12 protein-coding genes and 1 tRNA gene are annotated in these 24,655 nt (G+C 42.7%); 11 read left to right on the top strand and 2 right to left on the bottom strand.

Annotated features, from left to right (window positions below; all coding sequences use genetic code 11):
* Nucleotides 1-26: 26 nt before the first annotated feature.
* The 4 genes from MKX63_RS18780 (at nt 27) to MKX63_RS18795 (ending at nt 18,708) form a co-directional block, all read left to right on the top strand.
* Entirely contained in the window at nt 27-15,641 is a 15,615-nt protein-coding gene (locus tag MKX63_RS18780; RefSeq protein WP_341023107.1) for an amino acid adenylation domain-containing protein, read from the top strand.
* Complete coding sequence (locus MKX63_RS18785) at nt 15,641-16,909, top strand: MFS transporter (protein WP_341019211.1); 1,269 nt, start codon at nt 15,641-15,643, stop codon at nt 16,907-16,909. Before MKX63_RS18780 ends, MKX63_RS18785 begins: the two co-directional genes overlap by 1 nt.
* 282 nt (nt 16,910-17,191) lie before the next feature.
* Nucleotides 17,192-17,923, top strand: coding sequence for a thioesterase II family protein (locus tag MKX63_RS18790; protein ID WP_341019212.1), 732 nt, complete (start codon nt 17,192-17,194; stop codon nt 17,921-17,923).
* Nucleotides 17,924-18,435: 512 nt separating this feature from the next.
* A complete protein-coding gene (locus MKX63_RS18795; RefSeq protein WP_341019213.1) occupies nt 18,436-18,708 on the top strand; it encodes a hypothetical protein in 273 nt (90 codons plus the stop codon).
* Nucleotides 18,709-18,851: 143 nt separating this feature from the next.
* On the opposite strand, the gene MKX63_RS18800 is transcribed toward MKX63_RS18795, so the two are convergent.
* A complete protein-coding gene (locus tag MKX63_RS18800; protein WP_036697411.1) occupies nt 18,852-19,049 on the bottom strand; it encodes a hypothetical protein in 198 nt (65 codons plus the stop codon).
* 146 nt (nt 19,050-19,195) lie between these two features.
* On the opposite strand from MKX63_RS18800, the gene MKX63_RS18805 reads away from it, so the two are divergent.
* The gene (locus tag MKX63_RS18805; protein ID WP_341019215.1) at nt 19,196-19,561 is read left to right on the top strand and encodes a helix-turn-helix domain-containing protein; all 366 of its coding nucleotides are present in this window, start codon (nt 19,196-19,198) and stop codon (nt 19,559-19,561) included.
* Nucleotides 19,562-19,645: 84 nt separating this feature from the next.
* A tRNA-Leu gene (locus MKX63_RS18810) sits at nt 19,646-19,728 on the top strand.
* Between the two features lie 118 nt (nt 19,729-19,846).
* On the opposite strand, the gene MKX63_RS18815 is transcribed toward MKX63_RS18810, so the two are convergent.
* Nucleotides 19,847-20,326 carry a glutathione peroxidase gene (locus MKX63_RS18815; protein WP_341019216.1) on the bottom strand — a complete coding sequence of 160 codons (480 nt, stop codon included), beginning with the start codon at nt 20,324-20,326 and terminating at the stop codon, nt 19,847-19,849.
* A 170-nt stretch (nt 20,327-20,496) separates the two neighbouring features.
* On the opposite strand from MKX63_RS18815, the gene MKX63_RS18820 reads away from it, so the two are divergent.
* From MKX63_RS18820 to MKX63_RS18840, 5 genes are all read left to right on the top strand, one after another.
* The gene (locus MKX63_RS18820; protein ID WP_036697152.1) at nt 20,497-20,931 is read left to right on the top strand and encodes an organic hydroperoxide resistance protein; all 435 of its coding nucleotides are present in this window, start codon (nt 20,497-20,499) and stop codon (nt 20,929-20,931) included.
* 276 nt (nt 20,932-21,207) lie between these two features.
* Nucleotides 21,208-21,486: a hypothetical protein gene (locus MKX63_RS18825; protein WP_036727511.1), complete on the top strand. Its 279-nt coding sequence runs from the start codon at nt 21,208-21,210 to the stop codon at nt 21,484-21,486.
* Between the two features lie 127 nt (nt 21,487-21,613).
* Complete coding sequence (locus tag MKX63_RS18830; RefSeq protein ID WP_341023109.1) at nt 21,614-22,012, top strand: thiol-disulfide oxidoreductase DCC family protein; 399 nt, start codon at nt 21,614-21,616, stop codon at nt 22,010-22,012.
* Between the two features lie 194 nt (nt 22,013-22,206).
* Nucleotides 22,207-23,364: a hypothetical protein gene (locus MKX63_RS18835; protein WP_341019218.1), complete on the top strand. Its 1,158-nt coding sequence runs from the start codon at nt 22,207-22,209 to the stop codon at nt 23,362-23,364.
* Nucleotides 23,361-24,632: a CpaF family protein gene (locus MKX63_RS18840; RefSeq protein WP_341019219.1), complete on the top strand. Its 1,272-nt coding sequence runs from the start codon at nt 23,361-23,363 to the stop codon at nt 24,630-24,632. Before MKX63_RS18835 ends, MKX63_RS18840 begins: the two co-directional genes overlap by 4 nt.
* The last annotated feature ends 23 nt before the right edge of the window (nt 24,633-24,655 follow it).

Below are 24,655 nucleotides of genomic sequence, written 5' to 3' on the forward strand. Positions count from 1 at the left end.
TGAAAGGGTGATTCCAAGTGAGCCAAGTGCAGATTCTTAATATATACCCTCTGTCGCCTATGCAAGAAGGAATGCTGTTTCACAATATGCTCGATCCAGAGTCTGATGCTTATTTTCAGCAAAATATTGTGAATATTAGTGAAAAGCTTGATCACGATTTACTTTATCGCAGTTTGCAGTTATTAGTCGAACGCTTTGATATTTTTCGTACTGTGTTTGTATACAAAAATGAAGAACGGCCTTTACAGGTCGTTCTTTCTGAACAAGAAGCTCAATTTTACTATGAGGATTTAAGTAATCTGACTAATGGTGAGAAAGAGGAGCGTTTCCGATCATTTATGCTGAATGATCGGAAACAGCATTTTGACCTGGAAGCTGACGGGTTAATCCGATTGTCAGTATTTGAGATGGAGAAAGAGGAGTTCAAACTAGTCTGGAGCTTTCCTCACATTATTATGGACGGCTGGTGCTTAGGCATTATCGCGAAGGACTTTTTCAATATTTACAACGGACTTAAGGAATCCCGTCCAGTGTATCTTGAACCCGTATTTCCTTATAGCAGTTATATCCAATGGCTGGGTGAACAAAGTAAAGAGGAAGCGTTGGATTACTGGCAACGGTATATTGGCAATGTTGAATTAGAGACAACACTTCCAGGCCGCAAACTTGGTGAGTTTAATAAAGGAAATTCCAAGTTTATGCAGGAAACACTTCATTTTGACGAATCTCTAACCCAGGATATGATTCGGTTATCTCAGACATATCAAGTGACTTTGAGTACAGTGTTTCAGGCCATTTGGGGATTGCTATTACAGGTATATAATCAGTCGAAAGTGGTTGTTTTTGGATCAGTAGTATCAGGACGACCAAATGAAGTAGCCGGTATTGAGGAAATGGTTGGATTATTTATTAACACCATACCCGTAAAGGTATCTTTAGAAGCAGGGGATACATTTGGTGTGATTTTAAAACGTATGCAGTCTGAGTTCATAGACTCGAATGGTTATGCATACTTGTCACTTGCTGAAATTCAAGCAATATCTCAGCTCAAGCAACAGTTGGTTCAACATATTGTTGTATTTGAAAATTATCCGATCTCAGAAGAAATAATGGGCAATGATAATGAAGGAAATTCAAAACTGGTTAACATAACCGGGTTTGAAGGGTTTGAGCAAACAAATTTTGATTTTGATGTTTTAGTTGCTCCGGGAGATAAACTTGAAGTTAGTTTCAGGTATAACACGGCCCGTTTTGAATCAGATATGATCCGCCGTTTGAGTGCTCACCTGATGAAACTAACCCAGGAAATTGTTACAGATCCAGAGATAGCAATTGAGCAATATGATATTGTAACAGACGAAGAACGCAGACAGATTATCCAACTATTTAATAATACTTCTGCAGTGTATCCAATGCAGACTACAATTGTAGAGCAGTTTGAATCAATGGTTACTAATTCACCAGAGAAGACAGCTGTAACCTTTGGAGATAAACAGCTCACGTATATTGAGTTAAATGGACGTGTCAATCAGGTAGCACGCAAACTGCAGAATCATGGAATAATTCCGGATCAGATAGTTGGTATTATGGTTGAGCGATCATGTGAGATGGCTATTGCCTTATTGGCAGTGTTGAAGGCTGGAGGAGCATACGTTCCAATAGATCCTTTGTTACCGGAAGAACGCATCCGCTATATGTTGAAAGACAGTAATGTGAATGTAATTTTGACACAGCGCAGGTTTGAGGAGATGCACCGCCATATTCTAAAAACCGACGAATGTGATGCTGCTAATGGTGGATTAAAAGATATAATAACTATTATTGTTGACGAGGAAGATTTATATCAAGGTGATACCAGCAATTCTTCTCTCGCTGCAATGCCTGAAAATTTGGCTTACATAATTTATACTTCAGGAACAACAGGAAACCCTAAAGGGGTCATGATTGAGCATCGTTCGCTTGTGAACCGACTTCATTGGATGCAAAAGCAGTATCCAATTAATGATTCGGACGTTATTTTGCAGAAAACGCCTTATACTTTTGACGTATCGGTCTGGGAGCAATTCTGGTGGGCGATACAAGGGAGCAAGGTTGTATTTCTTGAACCAGGCGATGAGAAGGACCCGCACCAAATTGTAAAAGCTATTGCCCGCAATAAAGTAACTATAATCCATTTTGTTCCTTCTATGCTATCGGCATTTCTAGATTATGTTGAGTCAGGAGGAAATGTGGTTTTAAACGAACTCTCAAGCTTGCGGTATGTATTTGCTAGCGGTGAGGCATTAACTCCGGATCAGGTGAACCGATTCAATGCTCTTCTGTTTTGTGGAGGAATAACTAAGCTAATTAATTTATATGGCCCGACTGAAGCAACAATAGATGTTTCATATTTCGATTGTTTCTCAGAGCAGCCATTTGAGCGAATACCTATTGGGAAGCCTATTGATAACACTGAATTATATATTATAAGTGAAGGAGAGAAATTGCAGCCAATCGGAGTACCTGGTGAATTATGTATTGCCGGAACGCAACTTGCCCGCGGCTACCTGAACCTTTCAGAACTTACAGCGGAGAAATTTGTTCCAATTCCATTCCGCACTGAAGAAAGAATGTACCGCACAGGAGATTTGGCGCGCTGGTTACCTGATGGCAACATTGAATATTTAGGTCGTATTGATCATCAGGTGAAAATAAGGGGTTATCGAATTGAACTCGGGGAAATAGAAAGAGTGTTACAAAAACATCCTGCGGTAAAAGAAGCAATCGTTGTTAAACATGAAGATTCACATCTAGAAAGCTATCTATGTGCGTATGTAGTTACCAAAGGGATTGCTGAGGTTCAATCAAACGAGTTTCGTGAGTGGTTAGGCCGGGAACTTCCACAGTATATGATTCCAATGCAGTATGTCACGTTGAAGCATATGCCACTTTCCCAAAATGGTAAAATAAGTAGGGAATTTCTTCCGTTACCACTAGAGGCTATGTTTAATGAGAAGGAGTATGTGGCTCCTCGTAATGTAATAGAGGTCCAACTAGTGAGAATATGGAAGGAAGTCCTTGGGCGAGCGAAAATAGGAATTAAAGATAACTTTTTTGAAATGGGAGGGCATTCGTTACGCGCCACTATCCTGGTTGCTAAAATACATAAGGAGATGAATTTCAGCTTGTCACTGCGGGAAGTATTTCAGTTCCCAACAGTTGAACAATTGGCAGATTTGATTTCCGCAATGGAAAGGAAAGAATTCACGTCGATCCCGAGGACGGAGGAAAGGGAACATTATCCAGTGTCTTCATCCCAAAAACGTCTGTTTGCTTTGAATCAGATTGAGGGTGGAGAGCTGACCTACAATATGCCTGGAGCGATGATGCTTGAAGGTTCGCTTGATTCAGGACGCTTAGAGAAGGCATTTCGCCAATTGATTGCACGGCATGAAATTCTGCGTACCGGATTTGAAATGGTTGACGGAAAATTGATGCAGCGTGTGCATTTAAGTGTGGAATTTCAAATGGATATAGTTACTTCACAAGGGAAGGTCGAAGAAACTGTACGTCATTTTGTTCGTGTGTTCGACCTGCAGAAACCGCCACTATTACGTGCAGTATTGATTGTTGTGGAACATGACCGCCATATTTTACTGTTTGATATGCACCATATCATCTCTGATGGAGCTTCAATAGATATTTTAGTTCAAGAATTAGTATTGTTGTACGGAGCGGAAAATCTGTCCCCATTGCAGATTCAGTTCAAAGATTATACGGTTTGGCAGCAAGAAAATATGCAAAGCGGGCAGAAGGTAGAGCAAGAAAATTATTGGTTGGATACATTCCGCGGAGAACTTCCAAGACTTGAAATGCCTACCGATTTCCCAAGAGCTGCAGACCATCGATTCGAGGGCGACAGTCTTGAATTTATTATCAACATTCAGAGAAGCAATGGATTAAGGCAATTTGCTGCGGAGACTGAATCAACAATGTATATGGTATTGCTAGCGGCGTACACTATGTTGCTCCATAAATACACCGAACAAGAGGATTTAATTATTGGAACACCGGTTGCTGGAAGACAACATTCAGAACTGGAGAACTTAATAGGCATGTTTGTGAACACACTAGCTCTTAGAGTTTATCCAACAGGGGATAAAAGTGTTCGTAATTATGTCATGGAACTAAAAGATCATGTATTGAAGGCGCAAGAAAATCAAAATTATCCGTTTGAGGAATTGGTAGAGAAATTAAATGTTCGTAGGGAGCTGGGAAGACACCCGCTATTTGATACAATGTTTGTCCTTGAGAATAAGGAAGATAGAGAGCTACATATGGAAGGAATTAACCTAAAGCCATATCCGCTAGATTTTTCAGTATCGAAATACGACATCATCTTCCAGGCAGTGGAACAAGGGGCTGAGTTAATTTGCAGTTTTAATTTTGCAACTTCCTTGTACAAGCGGGAAACAATTGAACGCATGGCAGAACATCTTTTGCACCTCATTGATGTTATGGTAGTAGATCCGCAGACAAAACTTTCTTCTGTAGAACTGATTACAATCGAGGAGAAAAAACAAATTTTGGATGTGTTCAACAACACTTCAAAGAAATATCCAAATGAGATGACTGTACACAAACTATTTGAAACCCAGGCAGATTGCACACCGGAACAGATCGCGATTGTGCATGAAAATAGGCATCTGACGTATCGGGAATTGAATGAACAGGCCAATCGATTAGCCCGAACTTTAAAAGCAGAAGGTATTAGAGCGGGTAAACGGGTAGCAATTATGGTTGAACGTTCTCCTGAAATGCTGGTAGGTATTCTGGCAGTACTAAAAGCAGGAGGAGCATATGTTCCGGTTGATCCGGATTATCCGCAGGAGCGCATACGCTATATGTTACTGGATTCTGGAGCGAATGTGTTACTGCTTCAGAGACGATTGCGAGGGAATCTTGAATATGATGGCAAAGTGTTAGAATTTGAAGATACAGCTATTTACAGTGAAGACAGTACTAACCTGGACCTTAATAGTAATGCGGATGACCTTGTATATGTAATCTATACATCAGGAACTACAGGAAAGCCTAAAGGAGTTATGGTTGAACATCGCTCCTTAGTGAATTTGTGCTGCTGGCACCAAAGAGTGTTTGAAATTAATTGTAATGATCATAGTACTCTGTTTGCCGGGGTTGGATTTGACGCGAGTGCCTGGGAAATATTCCCTTACCTGCTTGTTGGTGCGACTATTTATGTTGTGGATCAGGAGAGTCGCTTAGACCCTAGAAAATTGAATGAGTTTATGAATACGAATCAAATCAATATATGTTTTCTTCCATCACAGATTTGCGAGCTTTTCATGGAATTTGAAAATGAATATCTGAGAATTATATTAACGGGAGGTGACAAGCTTCAACGTTACAACCGGAACAATTATCAGCTCTACAATAATTACGGTCCTACTGAAAATACAGTTGTAACGACTTATGTAAGAGTGGATCGTTCTATGGATAACATTCCCATTGGAATGCCTATAGATAATTGCCGTGTATATATCTTGAATTCTCATCGTCAGCTGCAGCCTGTGGGTGTGGCAGGAGAAATTTATATTTCTGGTGCCGGTCTGGCTAGAGGCTATTTAAACCAACCAGAATTAACGAGTGAAAGATTTCTTCAAGATCCTTTTGTTCCGGGTGAGCGAATGTATCGAACAGGAGACCTGGCTAAATGGCTTCCAAACGGATCTATTTCTTATTTAGGAAGAACCGATAATCAGGTTAAAGTTCGTGGATTTCGTATAGAACTTGGGGAGATTGAAGTACAACTTTTGAATATGGAGTTTGTGAAAGAGGTTGTCGTTATCCCAAGGGAAGATGAATCGGGACAAAAGCTTCTATGGGCTTATTTCGTTGCTGATAAGAATGTAAAAGTGGCAGAGCTTAATAACGCGCTTGCGAAGTTATTGCCTAGTTATATGATTCCTGCGTATTTTGTACAGGTTGAACGAATTCCGCTTACATCAAATGGTAAAGTGGATCGTAAAGCATTATCGGCTCTGGAAGGGAATTTTTCTACTGGCATGGAATACGTCCCACCACAATCTTTAGTAGAAAAATTACTGGTTTCGGCATGGCAAGATGTACTTGGTGTCACATCTGTAGGTATTATGGATGATTTTTTTGAGCTTGGCGGAGACTCTATCAAATCAATCGGGGTATCTTCAAGAATGTATCAAGCAGGCTATAAGCTTGAAATTAAACACATGTTCAAATATTCTACAATTTCAGAGCTAAGTCCTCATGTAAAACCGATTGTTCGCATTGCCGATCAGGGTGAGGTGAAGGGGGAAATTGGCTTTTCGCCAATACAGCACTGGTTCTTTGAACAGGAGTTCGATAATCAACATCATTTTAATCAGTCAATTATGTTATTTAGGGAACAAGGTTTTGAGGAATCGGCAATTCGTAAAGCTTTATATAAGCTAGTCGAGCATCATGATGCACTGCGTGTGCTAATTCGCCATAACGAGAACGGAGATGAAGCGTGGAACAGAGGAATTAATGAAGGAGAGATATTTAGCCTTGAAGTTGTGAATTTTATTGGATCACCTGACTTCATAGCCAATGCCGTTGAGCTCAAATCAAATGATATTCAAAGTAGTATCTCATTAGAGGACGGACCATTGATTAAAGCTGGTTTATTCCACTGTGAGGATGGGGACCACTTACTCTTAGTGATTCATCATCTGGTAGTTGACGGAATATCATGGCGTATATTGTTAGAGGATTTGGCATCAGGATATGAGCAGGCTCAGCTAGGAGAGAAAATTAAACTTCCGGAGAAGACAGATTCCTTCCAGCTTTGGACAGAACAAATATCAGCTTTCGCCCAAAATTCCGGCTTTAAAGAAGAATCAGAATTTTGGCGTTCAATTTGTAGCGTTGATGTGCAACCACTCCCAAAAGATATGGAATACAACCATTCTTTACTTCGAGATATGGAAATGATTACTGTCCAATGGACGCGGGAAGAGACAGATCAACTTCTGAAACAGGTACACTTTGCATACAACACAGATATGAATGATCTTTTATTATGTGCACTAGTATCTGCCATTTCTGATTGGGGAAGTGTTGATCAAGTATTACTTAATCTGGAAGGACACGGTAGAGAGGCCATTATTTCTGATATTAATATTACACGTACAGTTGGATGGTTTACCAGCATGCATCCGGTCGTGCTGGGGATAGAGTCAGGGACAGAATTACCTTTCCGAATTAAGAATGTAAAAGAGAAATTGCGCCAAATTCCTAACAAAGGAATTGGGTACGGGATCTTAAAGTATCTCTCAAGAGAACTGGATGATACCGGTTTGGCAATCAATCCGGAAGTCAGTTTTAATTATCTCGGGCAATTTGACCAGGATTTGGACAAAAATGATCTGCAATTATCTCCATATTCAAGCGGTGTATCGTTGAGTGAAAATATGGAAAGTTCTTACGTTCTTGAAATTAATGGTAGAGTTATAGGCGGATTCTTGGAGTTTTCAATTAGCTATAGTGGTAAGCAGTACCGTAAGGAAACCATAGAAGGGCTAGCTAACCTCTTTCATAAGAGTCTTCAAGATATAATCTCGCATTGTACAGCAAAGCAGTTAACAGAGCCAACGCCTAGCGATTTCATGATCAAAGGAATGACGTTAGATGAACTAGAGCAATTAACGAAGAAGATGGATCCTATTGGAAGAATTGAAGATATATATCCGCTCACACCAATGCAGAAAGGAATGTTATTCCACAGCCAGATAGACCCTGATTCTTCGGCATACTTTGAACAAATGACTTATAAGGTAAAAGGTGTTTTTGATCCAGAATCATTTAAAGAAAGCTTAGAGATTTTAACACAACGACATGATGCACTTCGAACCAATTTTTATGTTGGATGGAGAGAAGAAGCAATTCAAGTAGTGTTCAAGGATAGAAGTCCAATCTTCACTTATCTGGACCTTCGTGACATTCCAGAGAATCAACGTGAAGATTGTGTCAAGAAGATGCAACAAGAAGATAAGGTCCGGGGATTTGATTTGAGCAAGGATGCACTGATGCGGATGACAGTTTTACGAACCAGCGAAAGTACGTACCGTTTTTTATGGAGTTTTCACCATATTCTGATGGACGGATGGTGTTTATTTGTTATTGCTAAAGAAGTATTCTCTACGTACTATGCAATTTCGAATAAATTGAAGCTGGATCTCACTAAAGAATGGTCGTATCGTCAATTTTTCGAATGGTTGAAACGGCAGGACGTTAAGGCAGCAGCTGACTATTGGAGAAATTACCTCTCTAATTATGAACAGCAGACTTTGTTGCCGCAAGCCAAGACTCGTGGAAAAACTAAGGAGTACGTTGTAGGGAAATTGGTTTACACATTAAGTCAGGAATTTACTGGCCTTCTTAAGAAGACGGCTAAGAGACAACAAGTAACGATGAATACTTTGATTCAGACAGCTTGGGGAATCTTACTTCAGAGGTATAATGGGACTGCAGATGTAGTCTTCGGTAATGTTGTCTCAGGCAGACCCACTGATATTTCTGGGATCGAAACAGCAATTGGCCTCTTTATTAATACAGTTCCGGTACGTATTCGTTGCCAAACTGATAATCCAACGGTAGCGGAGGTAATGCGAAAGACCCAAGAGCAAGTGCTAGAGGCACAGCCATACGATACCTATCCATTATACGAAATTCAGGCGTTAAGTGATCTGAAACAGAACTTGCTAAATCATATTATGGTATTTGAAAATTACCCGGTTGACAAGCAGGTAGAGGAAATGGGGAATGACGGCCAGACAGGCTTTCAGATTACAGATGTGGAAATTGTCGAACAGACAAACTATGATTTTAACTTGATTATTGGGTCTGATAAGGAACTAGTAATTCAATTGGTATACAACGCATGCGTATATGATAAGGATGGCATGGAACAAGTTCAAAATCATTTGGTTCATTTATTGGAACAAATTGTGGATAACCCGAAGATGAGTGTTAATGATCTGGAACTTATAACACCCGAAGAGAAAACACGGATTTTGGAACAATTCAACTCCCCAACAACAGAGCTTGAATGGAATAATACGATCCATCAGTTGTTCGAAGCTCAGGTGGAACGAACACCGGATCAGGTAGCTGTTGTATTTGAAGATAAGAGATTAACTTATCGAGAGTTGAATATGCGAGCCAACCAATTAGCACGTACTCTGCAATCAGAAGGGGTAAAGGCGGATCAGTTGGTAGGTATTATGGCTAATCGTTCCATTGAAATGATTGTTGGAATACTAGGGATTTTAAAATCTGGTGGTGCGTACGTTCCTATTGATCCGGAATATCCACAGGAACGTATCGGCTACATTCTTGAGGACTCGGGTGTTAAGGTAATGATACTGCAGCATCATTTGCTTGAGCGAGTATCCTTTTCTGGCACTATTATAGATCTGGATGATGTGCAGATTTACCATAAGGATGTTTCAAACTTGATTTCGATAGTTGGAGCCCATCATTTAGCGTATGTGATTTATACCTCCGGGACAACAGGCAAGCCAAAAGGCGTTATGGTAGAGCACCGTGGTCTGTGCAATTTAAAGCCTTATTTTGAGGGAACATTAAAAATAAGTGGAAATGACAAAATAGCTCAGTTCGCTAGTTTATCATTTGATGCAGCGTCATGGGAAATATTTATGTCTTTATTTTGTGGGGCCGAATTATTTATACCTTCTACTTCAGTGTTATTAAATTATGAATTGTTTGAGGGATTTATCAGTGGAAATGAGATCACAGTTGTCACTTTACCTCCTACGTATGCAAATAATTTAAATCCGAAACGTCTGCTTTCTTTGGAAAAAATGGTTGTTGCTGGCTCGGCTTCCTCTATCGAACTAGTTCGTAAATGGAAGGACGAAGTGACATATCTGAATGCTTATGGTCCTACAGAAGATTCAATCTGTTCATCGGTTTGGCCTGCTTCAACTGACTTTACAGAAGATGGTTTAATACCCATTGGCCACCCTATCCCTAATCACCAAATGTTCATTTTGGACCGACAGGGTCACTTACTGCCTACAGGTATTACAGGTGAACTATGTATTTCTGGAGTAGGGTTAGCACGAGGGTATCTCAACCGTCCAGAACTGACCGCAGAGAAGTTCGTAAGCAATCCTTTTATTGAAGGGGAACGGATGTATAGAACAGGCGATTTAGCGAAATGGTTGGGGGATGGGAAAATTGAATATGTAGGGCGTATTGATGACCAGGTTAAAATTCGAGGTTACCGAATTGAGCTTGGAGAAGTGGAAACTCAACTTTTGAAAGTTGATTCTGTTCAAGAGGCAGTAGTTGTTGCACGAGAAGACGAGGGGGGACACAAATATCTATGCACCTATTTTGTTACAGATAAACCGCTAACAATCACTCAACTAAAAGTTTCCCTAGCTCAAACATTGCCTGAGTATATGATTCCATCACTTTTTATTCAACTTGAACAAATGCCTTTGACAACGAACGGAAAAATTGATCGTCGAGCGTTACCCAAACCTGAGGAAAGAATTCAAATAGGATCTGAATATTTGGCACCTCAAAGTACGCTGGAATTACATTTGGTGCAATTGTGGGAAGCGGTTCTTGGTCTAAGTAATATAGGAGTTAATGATAATTTCTTCGAAATTGGTGGTCATTCACTTAATGCATCATTGCTATTGTCGCGAATAAATAAGTTTTTTCAAGTAGCTTTACCACTTCGAACTCTGTTTGAAGCGCCGGTGTTAAGATTGCAGGCCGAAATAATCAAGAACGCGGAGAGTTTCAAGTTTGAGGCGCTGGAACCGGTTGAAAAACGTCAGTATTATCCAGTAACCTCTGCACAGAACCGAATTTTAGTTGCCCAGAATCTTGATATTGAAAAAACAACTTATAATGTACCCCTTGTACTGGAGATTAATGATTCTATTAACATGGAGCTTCTTGAGAATTCATTTGTACAGCTAATTGAAAGGCATGAGGCTTTTAGAACTTCGTTCGAGCTTCGTAACGGACATTATGTACAAAGGATTCATGATCAGGTACCGTTCAATTTTGTTAAGACGCAGGTTGTAGCGGGTTCTGGATCTAATGGAGATATCACAATCCTGGAGAATCACATCAAGCAATTTGTCCAACCCTTTGATCTGAATCAAGCGCCATTGATACGGGCTGAACTTGTATCAATTAATCAGAATAGCAATTATCTGATGATTGATTTACATCACGTAATAGCAGATGGATTGTCTATGGAAATCATAACGGAGGAGTTCTATGCGATATGTAAAGGAGGCCCATTATCCGAACCTAAGAATTCCTACAAGGATTATGCAGTATGGTTGGATCGCTTAAAAGTAAATGGCGCTATGGAGCGGCACGAACGTTTTTGGCTTCAGACTTTTGATGGTGAATTACCCGTGCTTTCGTTGTCGACCGATTTTCCTCGTCCCCTAATTCAGAACCATGAAGGATCAATTGTATCGTTGACGGTCACTGAGGAAGGATTGTTGGAGAATATCAATCAAATAGCCACCGAAACAGGAACTACTATGTTTATGGTGCTACTTGCTTGTTACGAGATATTAATGCACCGTTATACCGGTCAAGAAGACCTTATCGTAGGAACACCTGTTGCTGGGCGTTCCCATGTGGATATTCAACGGACCGTCGGAATGTTCGTAAATACGCTTGCAGTTCGATCCAAGCCAAATGGAAGCAAAAACTTCATGCAAGTTTTGTTGGAATTGAAGGAGTACATGCTGAAGGCCTTTGAACACCAAATTTATCCTTTTGAGGAATTGGTGGACAAATTGCGATTAGAGCGTGATATAAGCCGACACCCTTTATTCGATACGTTATTTACACTACGAAATTCTGTAAATAGAAATTCGGAGCCAGAAGAGAATCCATTTACAGTATATGAATATGAATCTAGAACTTCTAAATTTGATCTTTCTTTTTTCGGACAAGTAGATGGTCAATCCCTACAGCTTGATATAGAATATGCGACAACGCTATTTCGCAAACAAACTGTGGAGCATATGCTCCAACATTATATCACTATACTTAAAGCAGTGATTGCAAACACTCTTGATCCTATCGAGCGCATTGATATGCTTTCTGATAAAGAAAACGAACAGATTGTGAAAGAGTTTAACCAGACTAGAGCTGATTATGCAAGGGAAGATACCATTCATGGCAGCTTTAAGAATCAGGCAGAACGAGTGCCTAACCAAGTAGCCATCGTGGATGGTGAGAAGACTTGGACTTACCATGAACTGAACGAGCAAGCGAATTGCATGGCACAGCAACTGATTAAAATTGGTCTAAAGAGTCAGGAGCCAGTTGGTTTAATGGCTGGAAGATCTGCCGATACGATAATTGCTATGCTTGGTATCCTGAAGGCAGGCGGTGCTTACCTGCCCATAGATCCTTCATACCCTGATGAACGCGTAAATTTTATGATGAAAGATGCGGGCATTAACATCCTAATGACTGAGAGTATGGAGCGAATGGTGAGTCTTGACTATAGTGGTATCATTCTCTGCCATAATGATATTCCTCCAGTCACCGGGATGATTTCATTACCACCGGTATCTGCTAAGGATTTATCTTACATCATGTACACCTCAGGCTCGACAGGTAGACCCAAAGGGGTAATGGTTCTTCACAAGAACGTCAATAGACTGGTTCAAAATGTGAATTATGTTTTTTTTGGAAAAGAAGACCGCATGTTATTAACGGGCAATATTGTTTTTGATGCTTGTACTTTTGAAATTTGGGGTGCTCTCTTAAACGGGTTACAACTTCATATTATTTCAGAAAAAACAATATTAGATTCCTGCCTGCTGGATGAAGCGATCCGCAGGAAGAAGATTACAACGATGTGGTTAACTACACCGCTCTTTCATCAACATGCGCAGTATAAGCCTAATATGTTTGAGTCTCTGAAGCAGTTGCTGGTTGGAGGAGACGTGCTTAATCCGAGTCATGTTAGAAATGTACAACAGCACTGTCCTGGCTTGAAAATCATTAATGCTTACGGACCTACTGAGAACACGGCCTTTTCTGCTTACTTTCTGATAGAGGGTGACTATGCAAATATTCCGATCGGTAGACCAATTGCGAATTCAACATTATATATTGTTGACAAACAGCTTAATTTACAGCCAGTTGGGGTACCAGGAGAGATTGTTGTCGGTGGTGATGGGGTAGCAGCTGGATATCTGAATAATGAAAAGCTAACAGGTGAGAAATTTGTGTCTAATCCTTTTGAGTTAGGGGAGAAGTTGTACCTTACCGGAGATATGGGGCGATGGTTACCAGATGGTACAGTTGAGTATTTGGGACGAATGGACAACCAAGTGAAAATCCGGGGCTTCCGGATCGAAATTGGAGAAATCGAAAAGCGATTACTTGAACATGAAGCCATTAATGGTGCCATTGTTATTGCCGTTGATAATGAAGAGCAGCAGAAATATTTATGTGCTTATGTTGTTTCAAATTATGATTTGAAGCCTCTGAATCTAAAGAACTATCTGGCGTCTGTATTACCAGAATATATGATTCCATCCCGTTATATTATGCTTGATAGAATGCCTTTAACGCAAAGCGGTAAAATTGATCGCCAAGCATTGCCGCAGCCACAACTAGTATCATATGTGCAACAAGAGTATGAAGCGCCTCGTAACGAAGCGGAAAGGAAATTAGTGGAGATATGGCAAAGGGTTCTAGACGTTGAGCGGGTTGGAATCAGTGACAATTTCTTTGAACTGGGCGGACACTCTTTAAAAGCAGTTCAAATCGTATCTGAAGCCCGTGAAAATGGGATATTGTTTAACTTAAATCAGATTTTCCTTGAACAGACGATAAGCGGATTAGCTCGTTCTCTTGGGCCGGTTATGGAGTTAAAGTCAGCTTTACTATCAAAAAATAATATGCTCTTTAACTTTGACGAGGCTGAGACACTATTGTCCGATTATTTAGGAGTCCCTTGTCATTTGGTGGTGGAAGAGCAAGCAGTTACTCAAGCGATTTTGAGAAATCACATAGTACTGAACATATCAGACTTATATCTGTCGGATGAGGAGCAGGCTCAGTTAGTACAATTTCTTAAATTGCATCTAGACCCGTCACTGCATCCGCATTATATTCGGACATTAAATGAAGCAGCAGAGGTAGCCAGTACTCTGGAACTAGGGGAAATAGATGCTAAAGCGCCAAGCAATGAAAAATCTTATATAATTGCAGAGATTTTGGAGGATGCTGCAATGGCCCAACTTAACTATATGTATGATTCAATTCTCTCTGAGCCTGTTATCGGTGAGATGCCGTTATCGGGCACCCAATATTATCATTTAAAGCATCCGGATATTTCAGGAACGTTTATTGAGTTGGATAGGTATGTTCAATTCGATCTGATGGCAGAAGCGGTTCGGATTTTAATTCACAGACACGAATTGCTTCGTTGCACGATTACTGGTTCTGATATGGCTCCTACCTGGGAGATTAGGCAGGCACCTAGCACATTTAAATTGCCCGTACTTGATTGTTCATTGTATCCGTCAGTGATGATGGAAGATGTCATGCTCAGTCTGATGTCGAGATTCTTCTATAAGCCGTATGATATGCAAGCGGGCCATCCACTTTATAGGGTGCTTTTAGTTCGGCGTAATCTTCGTGAACACCTTTTACTCTTACCTTTTGCTCATATTATCTTTGACTATATGAGTAGTGAGTGGTTAAGCAAGGAATTGATTCAAATATATGAGCTACTTGAAACAGGAACAGAGATGCCTGCTACGAACGTTCGAAGTTACAGCGAGTACATAGCACAATTGAGACGTGGTCCCCAAGAGATCAACGAAGCGGAACTTATTGACCAATTTTCATTGTCTCCTTTTGAAAATAAATCTTCTGTCATTTCGGAGACGCTGGTGAGGAGAAGGGAAGGTAAATACACGAAATTTATGTGGGTAATAGATGCGAAACCATCTGAGGGGCAAGCAACACCTGAGGATATGTGGGAGCTTGCTTTCAGTAAGGTAATTGCATTTTGTTGTAAATATTTTGATGTTGAAAGAGTGCCAATTTGGATCACACATTTCGGAAGACAGTACGAGCAGTCAACTTTTTACGATATTATCGGCGAGTTTATCGATCAGATTCCACTTCTAGCAGATGGAACAAGCACTCCTATTTATTTAGCAGCAGAGACAAAAATGCGGATCGATCAGGCTGTACGGGATAACATTAATTTTATGTCATTGATATACGACGAGAAGCTGGCTGCCGAATATCCTGAGTCAAGCCGGCTACTCAAATCAAGCCTTGAAGGTATGCCGATTGTTTTCAATTATGTTGGAGAAGGTTCTGTTGTAAATGAGGGGAATATGATGCGACCTATAGAAAGCGGCGAGACAAAAATTGAAGATCACGCCATTGTATTCACTGCCCGATCTTTGGCTAAGCAAGTGCACTTATCGTTAGTTCTTCCTTATGAAGAACAATACGATAAGATAGCAAGTATCATGGGACTGAATATACAACTTGCAAGTCAATCCATAGGATTTGAGGAAATAAACTAATGAAAACTAAATTATTTAGTAATTATCGCTTTCTCTCTTTTTACTTGTCACGCAGCTCTGCCAATATAGCCGATAGTATTTATTCTATTGTATTGCTTTATTTTGTTCAGAGCATGACAGAATCTGTAGCTTACACTAGTTTTATGTATTCGGCCACTACGTCAACTGCAATTTTCAGTTTCCTTGTGGGTCCAGTGGTAGATCGGTATTCTCCAAGTAAGCTTGTAAGTTTGTCATTACTTGTACAGGCAGGGATTATCTTTTCAGTACCGTTTTTAATTGGTGAGAATCAGTCGAATTTATTTTTAATTCTGGCACTTGTGTTTTTGGCATCATGTTTTTCGTTACTGTTTTATCCTGCAAATAGTAAAATCATTCCCATGTTATTACCGAGCAATGAAGGTATTGTCAAGGCAAATGCCCTCATTAGTTCTACCGATCAAATGATAAATATCCTTGGATATTTGGTAGGGGCTTCGATAATAATTGGAATGGGGATGAAGAACACATTCTTTTTAGCAAGCGGATTACTATTAGTATCAGGAATTATCTATTTACAAATGAACAGAAAGCTTACAATATCGGATACTTCCAAAAAGGTTTCAACTATAGAGCCAAAATCTTATTTACATGATTTGAAGGAAGGATTTGGTTTCGTCAATCGAAGTACGTTCTTGAAAATTATGTTACCATTTTATGGGCTTATTAACTTTTTAATGGCGATATTAATCATTACTATTCCTTCCTTAGCAGTAGATGCTGGCTCGCCGATTTATTATAGCCTGATCTACATTGCATTTTTCATTGGTGTATTGATTGGATCAGTTTTGACAAATAAATTACCCAAGAGTGGCATCGTTATTGCATTTGCTTGGATATTCATGGGTGTTTCTCTTGGAGTGTTTGCCTCCGTTCAAGGAATTTGGTTGAAAATGGCTGCTGTACTTTTGATTGGGATAAGTACAGGACTTATTAATGTGCTTCAGACCTCCTTGATACAAATTATTACACCCAATGAGCTCCTCGGGCGCGTTATGTCGTTTCTTACATCACTGTCTAACGCTTCATTACCTTTAGGCGCTCTGATAGGCGGAATTCTCGCTTTACGTTTTCCAATTGAAATTGTGTTATTCGTTAGTGCAGTTTTGATACTGCTTAGTGGAATTTTATTACTAATGATCAAGACGGTACGTGAGTTTGTTATTCAAGGTGAAGATGAGGAGGTGTTACAATTAGAGTCAACTAGTACTGACTCGATGCAGGCATAGCTTGGGGATAATCGTTATAGTTGACAATATTGAGGACCACCAAGATTTTTAAACTTGAAGACAATGTTTTCAAACTATGAGCATAATCTTCAAAAGGAGTATATCGTAACACAATACTTCGATAGTGCGAATAATAATAGCCTCCTTTGAAGGATAAATTTCTTTTTAGGGGGCTTAACAAAGCGTATTTGTGAGAATGATCGATAACTGTTCAATAGGTGTTGGACGTAGCTTGGAGATCTTGTTGAATATATGCAATGGTTTAAAGAAAGGGAGAATTTCATGAGCCAGATAACCTTATTTTGCCTTCCACATGCTGGAGCTTCAGCGTCGATATATGCTAAATGGCGACCTTTTCTGAATGCCTCGATTGTACTTTATCCTGTAGAATTGGCTGGGCGAGGTAAACGACTCAATGAAAACCAATATAATTCATTAGAAGAAGCAATTGATGATATTTATATTCAGATCAAGCCTTTGCTGAAATCCCCTTTTGCCCTTTTCGGTCATAGTATGGGGAGTTTATTGGCGTATGAACTGAGCTGTAAAATTAAGCAACAGGATGGATTAGAGCCAGTTCATCTTTTTGTTTCTGGTAGAAAAGCTCCTCAATGCCCCTCCAGTAAGAGACTTATCAATCTGCTTCCTGACGATGAATTTACAAGAGAAATTAAAAAGTTACGTGGTACTCCAGAAGAAATATTTCAAAATAAAGAATTGTTCGACTTTTTCAAACCCATTCTAAGGGCTGATTACAAGATGATAGAAGAATATGAGCCTCCAGTCCGGGATTTTATACTTAGTTGCGGAGTCTCTGTGCTGAATGGAACCGAGGATAATATTGCAATAGAAGAGTTAACAGCTTGGAAGCAACTAACAACTGGAGAATTTAACATCACCGACTTTGAAGGTGGACATTTTTTCATTTACGAGAATGTAAGTTCCATAGTCCATCAAATCAACGAAGTAATACGAGTAAAGGTGAGCAATTGCACTCAAATTTATAATAAGTAAAAGTATATAAGGATGGCCATTTATGTTTTCAGACTTATTCATAAGAATTAATAAGTAGCAGAATGGAAGAGTCGAAGATGGAAGAAGGGAAATCCTATGTTACTGGAAACGGAAAGGCTAATTGTCCGTAAATTTTCAGAAAATGACCGGAGCGACTTACACGAGTATTTGTCATTGGAGCAGGCTCTGAAATACGAGCCAGGCGGTGTAATCAGTGAAGAGGGATGCAAGAATATAGCTAAGGAACGTGCGGAAGGAGATTGTTTCTGGGCAGTTAGCTGAAGGAGACCGATTAAATGATCGGTCATGCTTATTTTGGGCGACAAGGGCCTGCTGAATTTGAAACATGGATGATAGGAGGCCTTTTTCAGAAGAACAGATGACGGGCAACCTGTATGGCATGATGCGTATCAATATGCGATTCTAAATGAAGAGTGGAATTCTATCGTATAATCCTATCAATCTTGGAGACAATACTAGTAAAAGCCTTACCTGGGAGGTAGTCTACGGTAATGAATTACTCTGAGATCTATGATCTTCACCTTCAATTGTTAAAAGCTTACTCTGCCCATAACAACGGAGAATACTCGGCCTATCAGAGGGAACTCGATTACTACACGAATCAGCTGCGTTTTGCGGAGGATAAGGTGCAGAGAATCTTCGTGCTCAATCAATTGGTCAAGATTCATGAGAAAGAGCGGGATGACCTGATCCGGTGGTGTTCAGAAGCCTATTTTCATAAAAAATACGATGTGAATGACTCACCGGACGGCATTCTTGGATAATGCCAGCCGGTGAGTTTTTTTGTAGATGGAGTGTTGTGGGCGGGAAAAGAAGGATTTTGCCAGGACTAGATGGAATAAGAGTAGCTACAAGAAGAATAATCCTAAGAATTCTCACTTATGGAGAGCTGCTGCCCGAGCTGGAATTAAGATGGCGGCAGGTTCAACAACTCCGCGACTTGACGGCGGTATCTGTCTGCCTTGCGTGTGCCGTGAATCAGGTTGGACAGCCGATAGGGTGGGATGTCATGTAATTCACAGAATTTCTTCTGATCCAAGTGCAGTTCTGCCAGACGTTGCTTGATGGCCCAGCCGTAGGCAGTAATAGGGCGTTTGCTGTTCAGATTGCTCACCTCGTATCGACTATCCAGCCGCTATGATATAAAATAGGTAAAGATATAATAATAGTTAATTATATACTTTTTTACGTCATTTTTCAATAAAAAATAACGTTTTTACGTATTATATTTTTGGAGGAGGCAGTTGGCTGATGCAATCCATCTATGAACGTATTGAATTATTGATTAAACGGCAAGGAATTACAAAGAAATCCTTCTGTGCACAGCTCGGGATCAGCACCGGCAATATGGGAGACTGGAAGCGCGGCAAATCTACGCCCGGTACACATAAGCTGATTGAGATTGCTGCATTTTTTCATGTGAGCTTGGATTGGCTGATCTTGGGTAAGCAGCCCCAAACGATTCAGGAAAGCGGCGAGGATTATTTTTTTGGCCAAATGCGGCAATTGAATTGCCAAACTGAGGAACTGCTGCCGGAGGAAAAGAACTTTATTAAGGAATATCTGGCCTTCACGAAGTACCGTAAGGATCAGGATGCAAGCGGCGAAAAATCTTAAGCCGGCACCTTTACTTTTGAGCGCAACCGATTTATAATATTGAATGTTGGCCTCAAACAATACATCAACGTTTAGACACACCGCGCGGTAGTGGTGGAATGGCAGACACGCTATCTTGAGGGGGTAGTGGGTGTATACCCGTGGAGGTTCGAGTCCTCTCTACCGCATACTTTTTCAAAAAAGCCGAGTTCCTTGATGATTCAAGGATTTCGGCTTTTTTTGAACCCAAAAACACCCTTCACACGGAGCTATCCGGGTATGAAGGGTGTTTTTGTTGAACCCGCTCTAGCGCAGCAGCTTCTCGATATCCTCTTCGATCTGGTCCGGTGTGGTCTGCGGGGCGAACCGCTTCAGCACACGGCCTTCCTGGTCCACCAGGAACTTAGTGAAGTTCCATTTGATGCTCTTCGAGCCGAGTACTCCAGGTGCCTCTTTGGACAGATACTTGAACAGGGGATGGGCGTCGGCGCCTTTGACATTGATTTTCTCGTACATGGGGAAGGATACACCGTAATTGATCTCGCAGAACTCGGCAATATCCTCGCTCTTACCCGGCTCCTGCCCGGCAAACTGGTTGCTGGGGAAGCCCAGAACCTCAAAACCGCGGTCTTTGAATTTATCGTACACTTTCTGGAGACCCTTATATTGCGGGGTAAGTCCGCATTTGCTGGCTGTATTCACGACGAGCAGAACCTTGCCTTTGTACTTGGAGAGTGATTCTTCCTGGCCCCGCAGGGTGTTGGCTTCAAAATCATGGACATTCATGAATGATTCCTCCCGAACATTGATTTATCACAATTTAATTGTACACCATTTACCGCCGGAAGCAAGTTTTAAAAGGTAACAATCTGCCGGGTCGTTTCAAAAATGTGAGGTTGTTTAAGTTAAGGATAAGTGTTCTTACAAAATTTGTGTTAAAAAGGAGAGAGTTAAAGATGAGTACATTGAAACTTAAACCCCTATATACAGCTTCAGCCAAGGTTCGCGGAGGCCGTGAAGGTTCGGTAGAATCGTCCGATGGAGCGCTCAAGCATGATCTGAAAATCCCTAAGGAGCTTGGCGGTCCTGGCGGGGCAGGCACAAATCCGGAGCAGCTGTTCGCGGCGGGCTATGGTGCATGTTATGAGAGTGCCCTTGCTAATATTGCCCGTAAAGAAGGCGTAAAGCTGCAGGATGTCGAGATTACCTCGAATGTGCTGATCGGCAAGGACGAGAGCGACGGGGGCTTCAAGCTGGCCGTGAAGCTGGATGTGAAGCTGCCGGGCATAGAGCGCTCTGTGGCAGAGGATCTGGCTAAGAAAGCCCATGATTTCTGCCCGTACTCCAAGGCGACCCGCGGAAATATTGAGGTTGAGCTGAACGTTCTGTAATAGATAGCAATGTAAAATTGAATAGCATGGTTATCTGTAAGACCAGACATTGAATGTCTGGTCTTACGTTATGTTGAGCGCAGAGATACGGGTAGGAATGGACAAAGCTGGGAATAATGGCTAAATAGAGTCTGAGAAGGCCGGAAGTGTGGTAAATAGCGTGCAGGAGCCTGTACTTTGGTTGACATCACCCCGGAAATTCTTTAATATGTCTAAGTATCTGTTAATGTCGCGCGTGCTATTAACTACCAAAAATTTAAATAATGGGTGATGAAGATGTCCTACAAACCGAGTATTACGAATGTGACCAAAGCCAGCAGCAATGATAAGGAAGGATTGTACGAGTTCATTATCAAGCTTGCTGACGGAACGGAGTGCCGCGCGTTCTACAACCGGTTTCCGGAATGGAAAATGACGAACATCAGCCGCCTGCTCAAGACGCCTTGTCCGGTATGCCGCAAAGATTTCATCTGCAAATGCATGGAATCCTTCACTGCTGATTTCGAAGAGCAAATGACCGGGGACGAATGGATTAACAAAGCAATTGCTGAATAATTAGACGAACGGACGTTACAGGCGCGGGAGCTATCCCGCGTTTTTTGTTTTTTTTCAAAAGGAGATATGAATGTTACACTATGCTTATGAGGAAGGAGGCGGCGATGTGGCTGAGGAGCGGAAGGAAATGCAAGGTAAATCTATTGTGCTGATCGATGGGGTCTGTCATCTGTGCCAGGGAATTGTCCGGTTCATTATTCCGCGTGATCCCAAGGCGCACTTCAAATTCGCCTCCTTGCAGAGTGAAGCGGCCCGGGAACTGCTTAAGGCAGGCGGGTTGCCCGAACAGCAATTAGACACTGTGGTGCTGATAGAGAACGGCAAGTATTATACGAAATCGGCTGCAGTGCTGCGGATTGCCCGCAGACTCCGGTTCCCGTGGCCTGCCGCCTATGTGTTCATCCTGATTCCGGGGCCGCTGCGTAACGCGATGTACAAGATTGTGGCCAGGAACCGCTACCGCTGGTTCGGCCGGGATGAGCAGTGTCTGCTGCCGACACCGGATATGAAGCGCAGATTTCTGTAGCCGGGAAGGGGGATTCTGAGGGATTCTCTCAAATAGTGGTGAAAAATCTATTGCCGACCTCTTATTTATATGCTACTATAGCAGTAAATTACAGGAACAGTAACGGAAGCACCGTTCAATGACCGTATTCACGGTTATTGGCGGTGCTTTTTTGCTGTTCTTTTTCCCATGCATTCCAGAGAGGAGGGGATTTCATGACGGCAAGAATCGTGCTTGCAGTCCGGGAGAGCCAGTATATTGAACCGCTGCTTCATTACCTGCACCATAGCGAATATGGGGAGATGCTGCGGATTACGGCATTCAGCAAATTGGACGCTTTTATGGAATTTATGACAGGTGACGAGCTGCCGGATGCAGTTGCCGCTGATCCGTCTTTCATTGAAGCCTGGCTGGTGGAAGGGAGGAGTACTGTTCCCTGGGCGGTCTTAAGTGAAGGCGGAGAATTGGCGAATGGCCGGAATCTGGCGGGGGGAAGGCATATTGCCAAGTATCAGGCACTGCCGGCGCTGCTGGAAGCGATTCTCCAGCTCTGTGATCAGAAGCGGGTCCGGATAGCTGCTCTGCCTAAGGAAGCAACGCTGCTGCTCGGTGTCGTCTCAGCCAGCGGCGGCAGCGGCAAAACCACGGTAGCGTTGAACATGGCAAAGCAGCTTGGAACGGTTGGCCTGTCCGTGTTCTATCTGAATCTGGAGAGTGTGGACAGCAGCGGATTCATCCTGCGGATGCCGGGCAGCCATGTTCCCGGTCTGGAGCGGCTTTTATATGAGCTTAAGGCCGGAGGGCCAGAGAATAAGGGAGGGAGAGGACAGCCTAAGTGGACTGATTATGCATTCAGACATGACAGTCTGCGGTGTGATGCCTTCCGGCCTGTGGAGAACTTCAAAGAGATGCTCCAGATGTCGCGGCAGGATTCACTGGATCTCTTGGAGGGGCTGGCCGGAGCCGGAAGCTATGATGTGGTTATTGTAGATACCGGCGCTATTGAGGAGGAGCGGGCCCAGGCTGTTCTGAACAGATGCAGTGTCCTGCTGTGGGTGCTGAAGAATGACCAGGCCAGTATCCGCAAAACCGAACGCTGGCTCGATTATATTGCCAGTCCGCACTCCGGCATGCAGCCGGAGCTGCTGAACCGGAGCCGATTCGTCATGAACGGCTGCATAGTGGAGAATGAAGGACTGCTATCCGCTGCACTCCCGCTGGATGCTGCACTTCCGTATATTCCATCCTGGGGGTTACAGCATTACGGAGAACTCTGCCTAAGCTCTCCCCAATTCATCGACGGCATTCAGCAGCTTTCCAGAGCTATAGTAGAGCCTGAATTGCCCGGGGTGTTCACCGGGATTCCTGTATGAATGAAGAGATGTTCCGCGCCTTACGGAGCGACATCCGTGCAGGGCTGGATGTTACCTCGGTCATCGGGAATGATGAGCTGGCTGCTTACATCGAACGGATCATTCTGGAGCGGGAGCAATTACGCCTCCTGACTGCCCAGGAGAAGCACGAACTGGTGAAGAAGCTGTTCGACTCCTTCCGGGGGCTGGATATTCTTCAGCCGCTGGTGGACAATCCGGCGATCACCGAGATTATGATCAACAGCCATGAGGAGATCTTTATTGAGGAAGCGGGCATGATCCGCAGGCTGCCGCTGGCTTTTGAATCGGGGAGCAGGCTGGAGGATATCATTCAGATTATCGTCTCCGGCGTCAACCGTGTGGTTAATGAGTCCTCGCCGATAGTGGATGCGCGGCTGCAGGACGGTTCGCGTGTCAATATCGTACTGCCGCCTGCGGCGCTGAAGGGTCCGGCCCTGACCATCCGCAAATTCCCGGAGACACCGATGACGATGGCAGAGCTGGTGAGGCGTGAAGTGCTCTCGGAAGAAGCAGCAGAATTGCTGCAGATTCTGGTTGCTGCCAAATACAATATTTTCATCAGCGGCGGTACCGGATCAGGGAAGACAACCTTTCTGAACGCTCTATCGCAGTACATCCCGCCGCAGGAGCGTGTCATTACAGTGGAGGATTCGGCAGAGCTGCAGATCGTTACGGTTCCGAATCTGGTCTCTCTGGAGACCCGTAATGCCAATACGGAGGGGCGGGGGGAGATCACCATCCGCGACCTGATCCGCACCTCGCTGCGGATGCGGCCGAACCGTATTGTCGTCGGCGAGGTGCGGGGAGCTGAATGTCTGGATATGCTGCAGGCGATGAATACCGGTCATGACGGGAGCTTGTCAACGGGACATTCGAATAGTGCGCTGGACATGCTCAGCCGCCTGGAGACTATGGTGCTTAGCGCTGCTGATCTGCCGGTAACCGTCGTCCGTCAACAGATCAGCTCGGCGATCGATATATTCGTGCATCTGTCGCGGCTGCGTGACCGCTCACGCCGGGTGATGGAGATCAGTGAGGTTGCGGGTATCCGCAGCGGCGAAGTCACACTGAATCCACTATATGAATTTCGGGAGTCGGGCGAACAGGATGGCCGGGTGCAGGGGAGGCTTGAGTTCTGCGGCAACCCGCTTCTGCATACGGACAAGCTGCGGATGGGCGGAATCCATGATTATCCGCTCAAGCAGTATGAGGGGAGAAGCTCTACGAAGGAGGCGGTTGTACCTTGAACATCCTGAAGAAGAGCGACAGG

Source organism: Paenibacillus sp. FSL R7-0179, assembly GCF_038002265.1.
Lineage (GTDB): Bacteria > Bacillota > Bacilli > Paenibacillales > Paenibacillaceae > Paenibacillus_AQ.

Bases quoted from the DNA above. Each gene is read 5' to 3' on its own strand.
- MKX63_RS18785 (WP_341019211.1), top strand. From the start codon at position 15,641: ATGAAAACTAAATTATTTAGTAATTATCGCTTTCTCTCTTTTTACTTG.
- MKX63_RS18790 (WP_341019212.1), top strand. From the start codon at position 17,192: ATGAGCCAGATAACCTTATTTTGCCTTCCACATGCTGGAGCTTCAGCG.
- MKX63_RS18795 (WP_341019213.1), top strand. From the start codon at position 18,436: ATGAATTACTCTGAGATCTATGATCTTCACCTTCAATTGTTAAAAGCT.
- MKX63_RS18805 (WP_341019215.1), top strand. From the start codon at position 19,196: ATGCAATCCATCTATGAACGTATTGAATTATTGATTAAACGGCAAGGA.
- MKX63_RS18815 (WP_341019216.1), bottom strand. From the start codon at position 20,326: ATGAATGTCCATGATTTTGAAGCCAACACCCTGCGGGGCCAGGAAGAA.
- MKX63_RS18820 (WP_036697152.1), top strand. From the start codon at position 20,497: ATGAGTACATTGAAACTTAAACCCCTATATACAGCTTCAGCCAAGGTT.
- MKX63_RS18825 (WP_036727511.1), top strand. From the start codon at position 21,208: ATGTCCTACAAACCGAGTATTACGAATGTGACCAAAGCCAGCAGCAAT.
- MKX63_RS18830 (WP_341023109.1), top strand. From the start codon at position 21,614: ATGCAAGGTAAATCTATTGTGCTGATCGATGGGGTCTGTCATCTGTGC.
- MKX63_RS18835 (WP_341019218.1), top strand. From the start codon at position 22,207: ATGACGGCAAGAATCGTGCTTGCAGTCCGGGAGAGCCAGTATATTGAA.
- MKX63_RS18840 (WP_341019219.1), top strand. From the start codon at position 23,361: ATGAATGAAGAGATGTTCCGCGCCTTACGGAGCGACATCCGTGCAGGG.